Raw genomic sequence first — 14529 nt, forward strand, 5'->3', positions numbered from 1 at the left:
AGGCCGGAGCGCATGCAGCGAAGCGGAATGTGGTCCGGGTGAGGGGGAATCTCCGCGAGTCTAACTCGAAGTTATTTTGCGGATGCAGCCCCTCACCCCGACCCTCTCCCCGCGAAGGGCGGGGAGAGGGAGAACAGAGAGACCTACCCCGACGTCAGCAGATCCACCTTTGCATTCGCCAGGATCAGCCGTTCGGCGAGGATCTGCGCGAGGTTGCGCATGATCCGCTCGCCGGCGCGCGGATGTCGCTCGCGGAAGCGCTCGAAATCCTCGATCGTCACTTCGTAGGTGGTCGCCGACATATCGGCGACCACGTCCGCGACCCGCTTCGGCTCCAGCAGCGCCATCTCGCCGAACGCCATGCCGGCAGTCAGCGTCGCGAGCCGGATGCCGTCCGGCAGGGTGACGTGAACCACGCCGCTGCGCAGGAAGAACAGTGAGGCGGCCTCACTGCCCGCGGCGATGACCTTTTCATTCTGCTGGTAGGTCCGGACCGTGCAAAGCGAGGTGAGATCGGCGATCTCGGCTTCGCTCAATCCGGTGAGCAGCGGCTGCTCGGAAAGCTCCGTGGTCTCGAGGAAGTCGATCGAGCCGCCATAGCGGTAGACGATCTGGTCCTCGGCCCACTCGATCGCGGTGTCGAGCAGATAGAAATCCCTGATATTGCCGAGCCGCCTGGTCCACTCGCTGATCGTGGCCCATTCGCGCGAGGTCCGCTTGATGCCGGACAGGATCACGGTGACGCCGAGCTCGGCGAGCTCCTGGAAAGCTTCGGCCACCAGCCTTGCGCCGGCGCGGGTCGTCGAGGTGACGCGGCGCAGATCGAAGATCACGAATTCGGGCCGCGGGCTGCCGGCGAGGCGGCGCGAGACATAGTCGACATTGGAGAGCGACAGGGTGCCGACGAGCTCGATCACGCGGACTTCCTGGAAGTGCCTTGCCAGGATCTCCTGCTCCTGCGGCCGGCGTACCCGCCGCGACGGGTTCTTGCCGATATTGTAGTCGGCGATGATGCTGTGACGTGCGTCGTCGCTGCGGTTGAGCATATGCAGGTCGTAATGCGCCGACAGCGTCTCGCACACCTTGATGCCGCGCACGCTGTTGCCGTGCTTGTCGAGTTTTGGCGAATAGCTGCCGAGCCCGAGCCGCGCCGGCAGTGCCGCCAGAATGCCGCCGCCGACGCCGCTCTTGGCGGGAATGCCGACGCGGTAGATCCATTCGCCGGCATAGTCGTACATGCCCGACGAGGTCATCACCGATAGCGTGCGCGCGATGGCGTAGGGCGTCACCACCTGCTCCTCTGTCAGCGGGTTGATGCCGCGATTGGCGAGCGTCGCCGCCATCACGGCGGTGTCGCGTGCGGTGACCAGGATGGAGCATTGCCGGAAATAGACGTCGAGCACCGCAGGCACGTTCTCGGTGATCACGCTGTTGGTGCGCAGCAGATAACCGATCGCCCGGTTGCGGTCGCCGGTGGCGCTCTCGGAGGCATAGACCGCCTCGTCGATATCGAGCTCACGTCCGGCGAAGCGGCCGAGCGCCTGGCGGATGTAGTCGAACGCGCCGTCGCCCTTGTCGGCGTGGAGCAGGCCGGAGCAGGCGATCGCGCCGGCATTGACCATCGCATTGAACGGATGGTTCTCGGCATTGAGCCGGATCGAGTTGAAGGGGTCGCCGGACGGCTCGACGCCGATCACGCTTTCCACTCGTTCGGCGCCCAGCGTGTCCAGCGCCAGCGCGAACACGAACGGCTTCGACATCGACTGGATGGTGAACGGCACCCTGGTGTCGCCGACCTCGTAGACGTGGCCGTCGAGCGTCGCCAGGCTGATGCCGAAATGGGCAGGGTCGGCCTTGCCGAGCTCGGGGATGTAGTCGGCAACGGCGCCCGCGGCCTCCGGCAGGAAGTCTGCGTAACAAGTGTGCAGAAACCGCAGCAGCGGCGGCTTCGAGCTGGACCAGGCCGTGGTGGTGGCGGTGACGGGAGGAGGCGATCGTTTCATCGCCTCCTGTTGTGCATCGCAATCAGGGCGCGCGCAACTGGTTCGGAACCAGCGCCTGACGGCGGACCAGCATCAAGGCGATCAACACCGTCGGGGCGAGGATCGCGACCCCCAGCAGCGACACCTGCAGCTGCGACAGCGGGTTGATGCCGCCGCCGGGCGTCGCGAGCACGAAGCCGCCGATCACCAGCAGCACCCGGAGCGGCCATTCCAGGGCACCGGCGCCGCGGAGGTCGCCGACGAAGGCCTGATAGCCCTGGATGCCGCCGCAGATGAACAGCGTGCCGCAGGCCGCGAGCGCCATCAGGCCGAGGCCGGCGAGATAGGGGCTCGGTCCCTGCATCACCAGCGCCGGGTTCAGCACGAAGAAGAACGGGATGAAATAGATGATGCTGCCGACCCACATCGATTCCCATCCGGTCTTCATCGCGGGCGAGCCGGCGATGCCGGCCGCGGCGAAGGAGGCGATCGCCACCGGCGGCGTGATCGACGACAGCATGCCCCAATAGAAGATGAACATGTGCACCGCCATCCGGTTCAGCCCGAGCTTCTCCAGCGCGGGCGCAACCAGGATGGCGAGGAAGATGTAGCAGGCGGTGGTGGTCAGCCCGAGGCCGAGGATCAGGCTGGTGAAGGCGCACATCACGAGCAGCAGGAACGCGTTGTCGCCCGCAAGCGTCAACAGATCGTTGGCGAGGCTCGACACCACGCCGGTCATCGAGAACGCGCCGATCAGCAGACCGCAACCGGCGAGGATGCCGACCAGCTCGACGAAGGTGCGGCCATTGACCTCGAGGAATTTTGCGATCGTCCCGAGCGTCCAGCGGCTCTCCTTGGAGAAGATCTGGTTCAGCACCAGCAGCAGCGCGGTGGCGTAGAACGGCGCGTGGCTTTCGCGCTTGAAATACAGCAGCATCACGATCAGGAGCGCGATCACGAAGACGTAGTACCAGCCGTCCTTGATCGTATCCATCACGCGCGGCAGCTCGGCGCGCGGAATGCCCTTCAGCCCGTGGCGCGCGGCGTAGGAATCGACCTGCATGAACAGGCCGACATAGTAGAGCGCCGCAGGGATGATCGCGGCCACCGCGACCTCCGCGTAGCTGATATTGAGGAACTGCGCGATCACGAACGCGGTGGCGCCCATCACCGGCGGCGCCAGCACGGCGCCGGTGGAGGCGCAGGCCTCGATCGCGCCGGCATAGGAGGCGCGGAAGCCGCTCTTCTTCATGACCGGGATCGTCATCGTGCCGGCGGTCAGCACGTTGGAGACGATCGAGCCCGACATCATGCCGAGCAGGCCGGAGGCGAAGATGCAGACCTTGGCGGCGCCGCCGCGGAACGTGCCGCACAGCGCGAAGGCGAGGTTGATGAAGAATTTTCCGGCGCCGGTCATCATCAGCGCGGTGCCGAACACCAAAAAGCCGATTACGGTGTCGGCGAAGGCCTGGATCGGAATGCCGAGCAGGCTCTCGCCGGACAGCACGTGATAGGCCGTGGTCTGGTCGAGCGTCAGCTGCGAGCCGCGGAACGGGCCGAGCCAGCTGGCCTCGGCGAACAGTGGATAGACGGTGAAGGGCAGCACGCTGAGCAGGAGGCTCCAGCCGCCGGTCCGGCGCAGCGCCTCCATCAGCATCACCCACATCACCAGGCCGGCGATGATGACATTCCTCGGGGCGCCGTCGGACTCCCAGCCATATTGCGCCGCCTTGCGCACGTTCAGCATCAGCCAGATCGAGGCGGCGAAGGTCGCGACGGCAAGCGCGAGGTCATACCAGGGAATGCGGTTCAGCGGCGCGCGCTCCGATCCGGGGAAGATCAGGAACGTGAAGGGCAGCATCAGCGCGATCAAGAGATAGAAATATTCGGTGTTGAGCTGGGTGTAGTCGATGAAGAAGCGCAGCGAGAACTGCTGGTTGATGCAGAGCAGGATGGTTGCGGCGGTTGCGACCACCAGCGCCCAACGCCACACCCCGCGCAGGGTGCGCACGCGCGTGACCTCGGCCTCCTGCAGGTTGTCGAGACCAGCATGCGGATCTTCAAACTCGATTCTTTTCGCAGGCGCAGCCGCGGCGTTCTCGGGCATTACGCATCCCCCAATGTTGTCCGTTTTGCCCGTAGCCTAGAGCATGATCCGGAAAAGTGCGAAGCGGTTTTCCGGAAGCACCATACTCAAACGGGCGCAAGCGCGATGACGACTAACGCGATCTCATCGCGCGTTGGCGGGTCTCACTCAAAGCCATTGGGCATATTGGCTTTCGCAAGCGCGGCAGCGCGCGCCTTCATCCAGCCATCGAGGAAGGCCTTGTCGTCCGACGGCGGGCTCGACTTGCCGTAATCCGTCCAGGCGGCGGCCAGCACCTCCTGGCGCTTGTAAAGCGTGTTGTTGTGCGCCTCCTGCTCGTCGCTCCAGTGGCCGGTTTCCTTGAGCGCCTTCACCGCGCCGGGATGCACGGGAACGACCCAGTTCTTGGTCTGCCGGTCGGCGCCGAGCCCGGCGGCGCCGGGCGCCGAATCCTTGTAGGCGTCGTAGTTGACGATCATCGCCTTGGTGATCGCGTAGATCTGGTCGACCGGCTGCGCCGCATAGGCGACGAAGATCGGGTAGGGGTAATTGCCGAGCTGGATCGGCTTGTCCGGCGAGATGCCGGCGCCGCAGGTTGCGGTTTGCGGGAAGAAGAACGAGCCGACCTTTTTCACCCGTGCCCAGCCTTCCTTGTCGTCGGCGGGCAGCGGCGGCCACATCAGGCCGCGCGGCGAGGTCTCGGCTTCCTTGGCGGGGCCGGTGATCGTGGTGCCGAAGGCGGCATCGGTGTCGTTGTTGATCAGGCCTTTCCACATCGCCCCATAGCTTGCGAACTCGACGATCTTGACGTCCTTCTGGGTGAGGCCGCCGAACGCGAGCATCGCGAGCGAATTCTGGTTCAGCGCCGGCGAGCCGACCACGAAGCCGACGCGCTTGCCGCGAAGGTCTTTCATTTCCTTGACGCCGGCATCGGCTGCCACGCCAAGCGCGCCGCAATTGCAGTCGACCGACGACAGCATGAGCTGCAGCGGCTGCGGGCCCCACTCCTTGGCGCCGAACTCGAACACGCCTTCCTGCGCGAAATAGGTCCCCGATCCCATCGCCGAGGAGACCGCGCGCTTGGCGCGCAGCGGCGCGAGCCGCGCGACGTCGTTGCCGGCCGGCAGCACGCGGACGTCGGTGCCGTATTTGTCCTTCATCATCTTGCCGACGCCGACCGCGATGTTGAAGCCGGCGGTGCCGGTGTCGTAGGCGGTCACCGCCATGGTCGGCGGCAGCTTGATGTCCTCGGCCGAGGCGGGCAGGGCAGCGTAGATCGAAATGCCGGCAAGAGCGGCAGGCGCGAGCGCCATCAGCCGATGGATCATAATTCCTCCCTTTGTTTCGCTGTGCGAAACTTTTCCGGGCGGAATGATTGCATCGTGATCCGGCGATGGCAACGCTACCTCCGGCGCAAGCCGGCGATTTCGGCCGCTGCATCACCGGACAGATTGTCGCGGCCGGATGGCAGGGGTGGGATCTCAGGTCTCGACGATCGCGACCGCCTGGCCTTCGGCGATGACATCGTCGATCTTGACCAGAATCGACTTGATTTTGCCTGCTGTCGTCGACGTGACCGGTATTTCCATCTTCATCGCTTCGACGAACGCAATCTCGTCGCCATTGCCGATGCTGCTGCCGGTCTCGACAGGAAGCGCGCAAACGCGCCCGGCAACTTCGGTCACAACCTTGATCTCTGGCATTCCACTCTCCGATACCGTCTTGCGGAAATTTCATCCGGCGAACGGCTTTTTGTTGTGGCGGCAGATTGCCTGAGGTAGCTTCTTCTGCAAGTGGAATTTTATTCCGTAGGACGGAATGGAGCCAAACAGATGGGAAGGCGCTCGGAACGGCTTAGCAGGCAGGGAATGCTCGCCAGCGAGACAGGCGATGGCGATGTCATCCAGGTGGTGTCGCGCGCCTTCGATGTGTTGCGGTGCTTCGAGGGACACGAGGCCCGGCTCGGCAATCTCGAGATCTCGAACCGCTGCGGCCTGCCGCGTTCGACGGTGTCGCGACTGACACACACGCTGACGCGGATGGGACAGCTCGTCTATCTGCCGCGCGACCAGAAATATCGCATCGGCCCGAGCGCGGTCGCGATGAGCACCACGATGATGAAGGGGCTGCAGTTGCGCAATCTGATCCGGCTGCGCCTGCAGGATGTCGCCGATCAGTTGCCCGGCACGGTGGGCTTCGTCATCCCCGACCGCTTTCACCTGGTCTATCTGGAGTTCGCCCGCGCGGCGAACGCGCTGGGCCTGCATGAGGCCACCGGCAGCCGGATTTCGATGGCGACCACCGCGGCCGGCCACGCCTACACGGCCGCGCTCGATCCCGCGGTCGGCGACGCGCTGATCGCCGAGATGGAAGGCGAATTGCCCGACAGCGCCAAGATGCTGACGCCGCGCATCGAGGCCAACCGCCGGCATTTGCAGGAGCACGGCTACGTCGTCGCCTGCGGCCTGTGGAGCCCGCACATCAACGGCGTCGCGGTGCCGCTGTGGTCGCCGCAGTATCAGACCTATGTGGTCACCACGATCGGCCTACTCTCGGCGATGTATGACGAGGCGCGGCTGCATCGCGAGGTCGCGCCGCAAATGGTCGAGCTCGCCGCCGCGCTCGGCAGCCTGCTCGAAGGCGCCGACGGCGACATCTTCAGCAATCGGATCGAGCGCAAGTCGCTTCCGGTGACCGCCCATAACAACAACAAAATCATCAAGACGGGAGCAGTGAATGAACTGGAAGCCGGAACTCGACGACCTCGCCCGCCGCGAAGCGTTCGCGCGGGAGATGGGAGGCGTTGACAAGGTCAAGCGGCAACGCGACCAGGGCCGGCTCACGGTTCGTGAGCGCATCGACAAGCTCGTCGACCAGAGCAGCTTTCACGAGGTCGGTGCCATCTCCGGCATCGCCGAATATGACGAGAGCAACGAGCTCAAGCACCTGACGCCGGCGAACTGCGTGTTCGGCCGCGCCAGGGTCGACGGCCGCACCGTCGTCGTGGTCGGCGACGACTTCACCGTGCGCGGCGGCTCGGCGGATGCATCGATTTCCGCCAAGCCGTTGATGGCGGAGGAGATGGCGCACGACTTTCGCCTGCCGATCGTTCGCGTGATCGAGGGCTCCGGCGGCGGCGGCTCGGTGAAGACGATCGAGACCAGGGGCGCCGCCAATCTGCCCGGCGGCGTCGGCGGTACGCGCTGGTACTGGTACACGACCGCCAATTTGGCCCGCGTGCCGGTGGTCGGTCTCGGGCTCGGCTCGGTCGCGGGCCTCGGTGCCGCACGGCTTGCCGCCACGCACTACTCGGTCATGACCAAGAGCTCCGCGATGTTCGTCGCCGGCCCGCCGGTGGTGAAGCGCCTCGGTCAGGATCTGACCAAGCAGGAGCTCGGCGGCGCCGACATCCAGACCCGCGCCGGCGCGATCGATCAGGCCGTCGAGACCGAAGAGGAGGCGTTCGACTACGCGCGGCGTTTCCTGTCCTATCTGCCGTCGTCGGTCTACGACCTGCCGCCGACCATTCCCTGCACCGACGATCCGGAACGTGCAGAGGAATCGCTGCTCACCGCCGTGCCGCGCAACCGCCGGCAGGTCTACAAGATGCGGCCGATCATCGATGCCGTCGTGGACAAGGGCTCGTTCTTTGAGGTCGGCACCAATTTCGGCCGCCCGATCATCACCGGATTGGCACGGATCGAGGGCAGGGCGGTGCTGCTGCTCGCCAGCGATCCGTTCCACTATGGCGGCTCGTGGACCGCGGACGCCTGCCAGAAGGTAGTGCGCTGGGTCGACTTCGCCGAGACCTTCCATCTGCCGGTGGTCTACCTGATGGACTGCCCGGGCTTCATGATCGGGCTTGAGGCGGAGAAGACGGCGACCATCCGCCACGGCGTGCGGGCGATGGCGGCGGTCAACCAGAGCACGGTGCCCTGGTGCACCATCATCATCCGCAACGCCTTCGGCGTCGCCGGCGTGGTGCATCAGCCGGCCAACCGCTTCTCGATGCGCTATGCGTGGCCGTCGGCCTATTGGGGCTCGCTGCCGCTGGAAGGCGGCATCGAGGCGGCCTATCGCGCCGAGATCGATGCGGCCGCCGATCCCGCCGCCAAGCTGCGCGAGATCGAGGATCGCCTCAACAAGCTGCGCTCGCCGTTCCGCTCGGCCGAGAAGTTCTGGGTCGAGGAGGTGATCGATCCGCGCAAGACGCGCTCGCTGCTCTGCGAGTTCGCGCGCCTCGCCGAACCGATCCGCAAGGCTGGTCCGCCGAGCAACATGTCGACGCGGCCGTAAGGGCCCTCAGACTCAACGCGTCATGCGCGGGCTTGACCCGCGCATCCATCGAATGAGTCATCCGAAGCGGGATGGATTGCCGGGTCAAGCCCGGCAATGACGGCCTTATTTACTCCGCCTCCCGATGCACGTCGTGGATCACGATGCCCATGCCGTTCTCGGGCATCTTGATCCATTCGCGCCGCTTCAGCGAGCGCTTGGTGTCCTCGTGCCCGCTCACCCAGTGCTCGCGCATCGAGGTGCCGGAAAATTCGTGGTCCTTGGCGTCGCCCTCATAGGCCTTCTGCTGATAGATCAGCTGCAACAGCGTGATGCCCGGCAGCCGGGCGTTTGCCTTCTTGAGCTGGTGCTCCTCGTCCGACAGCTGATCGTCGGGGATTTTTCCCAGCGCATCGTGCAGGGCGGTGCGCAGATTGTAGGTCTTGCGATAGACGTCGGTGTTGTAGCGGGTGCGCGACGAATACATGATGTCCTTGTGCCGGGCCATCACGTCTTGGATGTCCCGCGGCAGCGCGCCGCGCGCCGAGAACAGGTCGACCTGGAACACCAGCGAATTCATGTTGTCTTCCTGGTCGAGCAGATGCTGCAGCGGCGTGTTGGACACGATGCCGCCGTCCCAGAAATGATCGGTGCCGACCTTCACCATCGGCAGCGCCGGCGGCAGCGCGCCGCTCGCCATGATGTGCTCGGGAATGATCTCGTCACGGGCATTGTCGAAATAGATGAAGTTGCCGGAGAGCACGTTCACTGCGCCGACCGCGAAGCGTATCTTCTTGGAATTGATGCGGTCGAAATCGACCAGCTCGAGCAAGGACTCGCGCAGCGGCGTGGTGTCGTAGTAGCTGGTGGCGGTGCGCGCGCCGGCCTGGCTGAACCACGGATTGGTCTGGTGCGGGGTGAAGAAGCCGGGTTGTCCGAGCGTGGTCGTCAGCCATGAGCTGGTGAAATTGCGCGCCTTGCGGAAGATGTCGCCGTCCGGGGTGTAGTGCCAGATCTTGCGGCTGGTGATGCGATCCCAGAACGTGTGCAGCCGTTCCAGCCGCTTTTCGGGCGGATTGCCGGCGATGATCGCGGAGTTGATCGCGCCGATCGAGACGCCGCAGACCCAGTCGGGCTCGATGTTGGATTCATGCAGCGCCTGATAGACGCCAGCCTGATAGGCGCCGAGTGCGCCGCCGCCCTGCAGGACCAGGGCCACGCGATCGCAGCCTTCCGGACGCCAGCCCGGCGTCGCGTGATCGATATCGTCGAAATGCGGGGTTCGCGCGTCCATATCAGACACTCCAAAAATTCGCGGCGAGAATTCAGCGCGCCGATGACGCCGTGATGACAATTGCGGCGCCCGCGCACGGCGCATCCGGCATGCCCGCCTGCATGGTTAGCATTGGGCTCCGCCACGAAACGCAGGTCATGCGCCTGACGGAAATTCCTCACATCGCTGTCAATCTCGGCCGCTAGCTTTCGGGCAAACTTTTCAAACAGGGGGTTATTGCGATGCGCAGGGAATATCTGCTCAAGCTTCCGTCGATGCCGGCCGCCGGCCCGAGCTATCCCGCCGGTCCGTATCGCTTCATCGATCGCGAATTCCTCGTCATCACCTATGAGACCGATCCGGAGTTGATCCGCGCCGGCCTGCCCGAGCCGCTGGAGCCGATCGAGCAGGCGTTCGTGCATTACGAATGGATCAAGATGCCCGACAGCTCCGGCTTCGGCAGCTACACCGAGTCCGGCCTCGTGATCCCCGCGCGCCTGCATGGCGAAGAGGTCAACTTCGTCTGCCAGATGTACCTCGACGACGATCCGCCGATCGCGGCCGGCCGCGAGATCTGGGGCTTTCCAAAGAAGTACGCTCATCCCAAGCTCGAGATCGTCAAGGACACGCTGACCGGCACGCTGGAATATGCCGGCCAGCTCGTTGCGATGGGCACGATGGGCTACAAGCACGAGAGCATGGCGGGCAATGGCGACGTCACCCGCGCCACGCTGTCGAAGACGCAAGTTAATCTGAAGATGATCCCCGGCGTCGACGGGCATCTCGAGGTCTGCCAGCTGGTCGCGATCAACCTGACCGACATCGTCGTCAAGGGCTCCTGGATCGGACCCGGCCGGCTGCATTTGGTGCCGCATGTCAATGCACCGGTCGCCGATTTCCCGGTCAAGCGTGTCGTCGGCGCGCATCACTTCCTCGCCGATCTGACGCTGCCGTTCGGCCGCGTCGTGCACGACTACAACAAGGAGGCCGCGGAGGCGGCGGCGCCGACCGGTCTTGCGGCGGAGTAGGGCGGTCGCTGACATAAAACTGTAACAGGCGCGTCCTCCTATGTTCCGTCGAAGGGACGCGCTTGCTCAGCGTTGCGCGTGGGCGAGGCCTTGAACATGTCATTTCGCGCGGTTGCGTTATCGATTGCCTTGGGGGCGGGCCATGCTGGCTGATCCACCTCCCGCTCCGGTCGGGTCGCTGCTGACCCGCGAGGCGGTCCCCGGTCTGGTCTGGGCGTTCCGCCTGTATCACGACGGCCGTGCCGAGGCGCTTCCGATCGATGCGCCGATCGAGCCGAGCCATGACGGAAGGCTGTGGCTGCACTTCAACCTGACCGACGTCCGCACCCGGGCATGGCTCGCCAACATGCACATCCCGCAGCTGGCGCGGGACCTCTTGCTGTCGAATGACAATTTCCAGCAGATCCACGTCGTCGACAATTGCGTCTACGGCGTGTTTTCCGATCTGGTGCGGGATATCGACGCCGCGACCCGGGAGACCGGCTTTCTCCGCTTTGCGATGACCGAACGCCTCCTGGTCAGCGGCCGCCATCAGGCGCTGTGCTCCGCCGATGCGACGCGCCGCGTGCTCGAGGGTGGCCATCGCGTCGGCAGCGTCGCGGCGCTGCTGGAGAAGATCGTCGACGAGATCGCCGATACCCTGGACCGCATGGCGGACAAGATCGGCACCGATATCGATGCGATCGAGGAGCGGGTGCTCGCCGAGGATACCGGATCGGAGCTGCGCAAGAATCTGAGCCGGATGCGCCGCACCTGTGTGCGACTGCATCGCCAGCTCGCCGGCCTGCGCGTGCTGTTTCACCGGCTCGAGCAGAAGAACACCGACAATCTCAGCCCGGCGCTGCGGCTGCAGGCCGGCAAGCTCGCGCAGCGGCTCGACGGTCTCGACCACGATATCGTCGAACTCCACGAGCGCAGCCGCCTGCTCGAGGAGGAGCTGCGCTTCAAGCTCGAGGAGGAGAGCAACAAGCACCTCCATGCCTTGTCCGTCGTCACCATGATGCTGCTGCCGCCGACGCTCGTCACCGGCATCTTCGGCATGAACACCAAGGGATTGCCGTTGACCGACGTCGACAGCGGGTTCCTGGTTGCGGCCGGCCTTCTGATCGGGTCGGCGCTGCTGGCTTATCTGCTGATGCGGCGGCTCGGCATCGTCAAATAGCGCGAGCGCACCGCGGCATTCCCGATGTGCAGAGTTCTTTCCCGCGCGATGTTGGTGGCCGCGGCCCTCGCGCTCGGCGCGCCGGCGCATGCGGAAGACAAGCCCGTCGCCGACCGGATTGCGGATACGCGGGCTGCGCTCGAGGAGGCCGGCTACCAGTTCAGCCTGACCTATATCGGGGAGGGTTTTGCTAACGTCTCCGGCGGCGTCAGCAACGGCGCGGCCTATACCGGCCGTCTCGATCTCGGCACCACCATCGACCTCGAGAAGGCGATGGGCTGGACCGGCGCGACCTTCCACGCCAACATGTACCAGATTCACGGCGACGGGCTGTCGCGGAGCTATGTCGGCAACCTGTTCCTGGTGTCCGGTGTCGAGTCGCTGCCGGCGACGCGGCTCTATGAATTCTGGATCGAGCAGAAGCTGCTCGGCGGCAAACTCTCGGTTCGCGTCGGCCAGCAGGGCTCGGACGTCGAGTTCATTGACAGTCAGTACGACGACATCTTCATCAATTCGGCGCTGGGCTGGCCCGGCATTGTCGGCACCATCCTGCCGGCCGGCGGACCGTCGCCGCCACTTGCGGTGCCCGGCATCCGGTTCAAGGCCAATCTGTCCGACCGCATCACCGCCTATCTGGCACTGTTCGACGGCTCGGCTTCGCCGCCGCAGGGGGCCGACGATCCACAGATCTTGAACGCCCACGGGCTGAATTTCCGGGTCAACGATCCGCCATGGTGGATCGGCCAGCTCAAATACAAGTTCGAGATCGGCGAGAGCAGGCTGCCGGCGACCATCACCGGCGGCGCCTGGTATCACATGGGCTCGTTTGCTGACCAGCGCTTCTCGGCCGACGGGCTGTCGCTCGCTGATCCCGACAGCTCCGGCGACACGCGATGGCTGCGGCGGGACAACGGCATCTTCATGGTCTACGAGCAGCTGCTTGCGCGCGCCAGGCCGGACGCTGACAAGGGCGTGGCGTTCTTCATGCGCGCCTCGGTCAGCCCATCGGACCGCAATCTGATCAGCACCTATGTCGACGGCGGCTTCCTGTTCACCGGCTTCAGCGAGACATATCCGGACGATCGGTTCGGCATCGCCGCGATCTATGCCAGGATTTCGGACGCCGCGCGTGCGCTCGACCGCGACACCCAGATCTTCACGGGCACGCCGTATCCGATCCGCGACTACGAGGCGATTCTCGAGATCACCTACCAGCACGTGGTGAACCCGAATTTCACCATGCAGCCGATGTTTCAATACATCGCCCATCCCGGCGGCGGCGCCGTCGATCCCAACGATCCGACGCAAACGCATCGGATCAAGGACAGCGTGGTGTTCGGGATGCGCACCATTCTGTCGTACTGACCGGCGCACGTCGCGCGGGAAGCGGCCTCAGGCCGCGACCGGCTTCGGCTCCGCCACCGATTTCGGCTGCGGCCGCGCGATCGCCAGAGCGATCAGCGCGGCAAAGATACACAGCGCGCCGGCAATGAAGAACGCCGGCAGGTAGCTCTGATAGATCGTGCGCGACAGTCCGGCGCCGAACGCGGCGGCGCCAGCGCCGAGCTGATGGCCGGCGAAGATCCAGCCGAACACCAGGTTGGCACGCTCGGCGCCGAAGCGCTGCGCGGTGAGGCGCACGGTCGGCGGCACCGTCGCGATCCAGTCGAGGCCATAGAACATCGCGAACAGCGACAGCCCGTAGAACGTGAAGTCGGAGAACGGCAGGAACAGCAGCGACAGCCCGCGCAGGCCGTAATACCAGAACAACAGATAGCGGTTGTCGTAGCGGTCCGACAGCCAGCCCGAGACGATGGTGCCGAAGAAATCGAAGATCCCCATCGCGGCGAGCAGGCTCGCCGCCTGCACCTGCGGGATACCGTAGTCGAGGCACATCGGGATCAAATGAACCTGGACCAGGCCGTTGGTCGAGGCGCCGCAGACGAAGAAGGTCGCGAACAGGATCCAGAACACCGAGGATTTCGCGGAGTCGCGCAGCGTGCCGAGCGCGGCGGCCACGATCGGCGCATTGGCCGGCGGCGGCGCGGGTAGCGGCGCGGTGCCCTCGTCGCCGAACGGACGCAGGCCGACGTCGCTCGGCCGGTCGCGCATCACCATCAGCACGGCGAAGGCGGCGACGCCGAGCATGACGCAGACCAGCCCAAGCGCGACGCGCCAGCCGTAGCGCTCGGTCAGTGTCGCGAGGAGGGGCAGGAAGGCGAGCTGTCCCGTCGCGACGCTTGCGGTGAGGATGCCGACCACGAGGCCGCGCCGCGCCACGAACCAGCGCGCAGCGATGGTCGCGCCGAGCACCAGCGCTGTCATCCCGGTGCCAATTCCGATCACGACACCCCACAGCAGGATGAGCTGCCAGACCTGGGTCATGGCGAGCGAGGCCAATAGACCGGAGACCACGATCAGCTGCGCCGCCAGCGTCACGTTGCGCAGGCCGTAGCGGTTCATCAGCGCGGCGGCGAACGGCGCCATCAGCCCGAACAGGATGAAGCGGATCGACAGCGCGGAGGAAATCTCGGCGGTGGACCAGCCGAACTCCTTCTGCAGGGGCACGATGAACACGCCGGGCGCGCCGACGGTGCCGGCGGAGATCAGGGCGGCAAGGAAAGTCACGGCCACCATCACCCAGCCGTAGTGGATGTTGCGGCGGGCGAGGGCGGAAGCAAGCCAGTTCGAGATCATTGTGTTCCGGATCGATTGCGGTGAAA

Annotated in this window: 11 protein-coding genes; 5 read left to right on the top strand and 6 right to left on the bottom strand. The window is 65.2% G+C overall.

What is annotated here, in order from left to right:
* Positions 1-143: 143 nt before the first annotated feature.
* The 4 genes from glsA to ACVMIH_RS03680 all read right to left on the bottom strand — a co-directional run bounded on the left by glsA (position 144) and on the right by ACVMIH_RS03680 (position 5771).
* Complete coding sequence (gene glsA, locus ACVMIH_RS03665; protein ID WP_456860776.1) at positions 144-2003, bottom strand: glutaminase A; 1860 nt, start codon at positions 2001-2003, stop codon at positions 144-146.
* A 22-nt stretch (positions 2004-2025) separates the two neighbouring features.
* Positions 2026-4089, bottom strand: coding sequence for a TRAP transporter permease (locus ACVMIH_RS03670; RefSeq protein WP_057019745.1), 2064 nt, complete (start codon positions 4087-4089; stop codon positions 2026-2028).
* Positions 4090-4232: 143 nt separating this feature from the next.
* Positions 4233-5396 (bottom strand): TAXI family TRAP transporter solute-binding subunit, encoded by a 1164-nt coding sequence (locus tag ACVMIH_RS03675; protein WP_456816549.1) that lies wholly within the window; start codon positions 5394-5396, stop codon positions 4233-4235.
* Between the two features lie 153 nt (positions 5397-5549).
* The gene (locus ACVMIH_RS03680) at positions 5550-5771 is read right to left on the bottom strand and encodes an acetyl-CoA carboxylase biotin carboxyl carrier protein subunit (RefSeq protein WP_076826552.1); all 222 of its coding nucleotides are present in this window, start codon (positions 5769-5771) and stop codon (positions 5550-5552) included.
* Positions 5772-5900: 129 nt separating this feature from the next.
* Between ACVMIH_RS03680 and ACVMIH_RS03685 the strand changes: the two genes are divergently transcribed.
* Together ACVMIH_RS03685 and ACVMIH_RS03690 are read left to right on the top strand one after the other, a co-directional pair.
* Positions 5901-6875: an IclR family transcriptional regulator gene (locus ACVMIH_RS03685; protein ID WP_028335005.1), complete on the top strand. Its 975-nt coding sequence runs from the start codon at positions 5901-5903 to the stop codon at positions 6873-6875.
* A complete protein-coding gene (locus ACVMIH_RS03690) occupies positions 6805-8364 on the top strand; it encodes an acyl-CoA carboxylase subunit beta (protein WP_057019749.1) in 1560 nt (519 codons plus the stop codon). The genes ACVMIH_RS03685 and ACVMIH_RS03690 overlap by 71 nt, the downstream gene beginning before the upstream one ends.
* Positions 8365-8473: 109 nt before the next feature.
* Here ACVMIH_RS03690 and ACVMIH_RS03695 read toward each other — a convergent pair whose 3' ends face one another.
* Complete coding sequence (locus tag ACVMIH_RS03695) at positions 8474-9637, bottom strand: patatin-like phospholipase family protein (RefSeq protein WP_456860778.1); 1164 nt, start codon at positions 9635-9637, stop codon at positions 8474-8476.
* Between the two features lie 221 nt (positions 9638-9858).
* Here ACVMIH_RS03695 and ACVMIH_RS03700 point away from each other — a divergent pair, with 221 nt between their 5' ends.
* The 3 genes from ACVMIH_RS03700 to ACVMIH_RS03710 all read left to right on the top strand — a co-directional run bounded on the left by ACVMIH_RS03700 (position 9859) and on the right by ACVMIH_RS03710 (position 13171).
* Positions 9859-10644, top strand: a complete 786-nt coding sequence (locus ACVMIH_RS03700) for an acetoacetate decarboxylase (RefSeq protein ID WP_253587117.1) — start codon at positions 9859-9861, stop codon at positions 10642-10644.
* A 142-nt stretch (positions 10645-10786) separates the two neighbouring features.
* Positions 10787-11806 (top strand): transporter, encoded by a 1020-nt coding sequence (locus ACVMIH_RS03705; protein ID WP_456860781.1) that lies wholly within the window; start codon positions 10787-10789, stop codon positions 11804-11806.
* A 48-nt stretch (positions 11807-11854) separates the two neighbouring features.
* Positions 11855-13171: a carbohydrate porin gene (locus ACVMIH_RS03710; protein WP_456860783.1), complete on the top strand. Its 1317-nt coding sequence runs from the start codon at positions 11855-11857 to the stop codon at positions 13169-13171.
* Between the two features lie 27 nt (positions 13172-13198).
* On the opposite strand, the gene ACVMIH_RS03715 is transcribed toward ACVMIH_RS03710, so the two are convergent.
* Complete coding sequence (locus ACVMIH_RS03715) at positions 13199-14503, bottom strand: MFS transporter (RefSeq protein WP_168855690.1); 1305 nt, start codon at positions 14501-14503, stop codon at positions 13199-13201.
* Between the last annotated feature and the right edge of the window lie 26 nt (positions 14504-14529).

This window comes from Bradyrhizobium sp. USDA 4503, from assembly GCF_054055815.1.

What these genes read in the sequence shown, in the direction of transcription:
- glsA (WP_456860776.1), bottom strand. Translation starts at nt 2,003, where the DNA reads ATGAAACGATCGCCTCCTCCCGTCACCGCCACCACCACGGCCTGGTCC.
- ACVMIH_RS03670 (WP_057019745.1), bottom strand. Translation starts at nt 4,089, where the DNA reads ATGCCCGAGAACGCCGCGGCTGCGCCTGCGAAAAGAATCGAGTTTGAA.
- ACVMIH_RS03675 (WP_456816549.1), bottom strand. Translation starts at nt 5,396, where the DNA reads ATGATCCATCGGCTGATGGCGCTCGCGCCTGCCGCTCTTGCCGGCATT.
- ACVMIH_RS03680 (WP_076826552.1), bottom strand. Translation starts at nt 5,771, where the DNA reads ATGCCAGAGATCAAGGTTGTGACCGAAGTTGCCGGGCGCGTTTGCGCG.
- ACVMIH_RS03685 (WP_028335005.1), top strand. Translation starts at nt 5,901, where the DNA reads ATGGGAAGGCGCTCGGAACGGCTTAGCAGGCAGGGAATGCTCGCCAGC.
- ACVMIH_RS03690 (WP_057019749.1), top strand. Translation starts at nt 6,805, where the DNA reads ATGAACTGGAAGCCGGAACTCGACGACCTCGCCCGCCGCGAAGCGTTC.
- ACVMIH_RS03695 (WP_456860778.1), bottom strand. Translation starts at nt 9,637, where the DNA reads ATGGACGCGCGAACCCCGCATTTCGACGATATCGATCACGCGACGCCG.
- ACVMIH_RS03700 (WP_253587117.1), top strand. Translation starts at nt 9,859, where the DNA reads ATGCGCAGGGAATATCTGCTCAAGCTTCCGTCGATGCCGGCCGCCGGC.
- ACVMIH_RS03705 (WP_456860781.1), top strand. Translation starts at nt 10,787, where the DNA reads ATGCTGGCTGATCCACCTCCCGCTCCGGTCGGGTCGCTGCTGACCCGC.
- ACVMIH_RS03710 (WP_456860783.1), top strand. Translation starts at nt 11,855, where the DNA reads ATGTTGGTGGCCGCGGCCCTCGCGCTCGGCGCGCCGGCGCATGCGGAA.
- ACVMIH_RS03715 (WP_168855690.1), bottom strand. Translation starts at nt 14,503, where the DNA reads ATGATCTCGAACTGGCTTGCTTCCGCCCTCGCCCGCCGCAACATCCAC.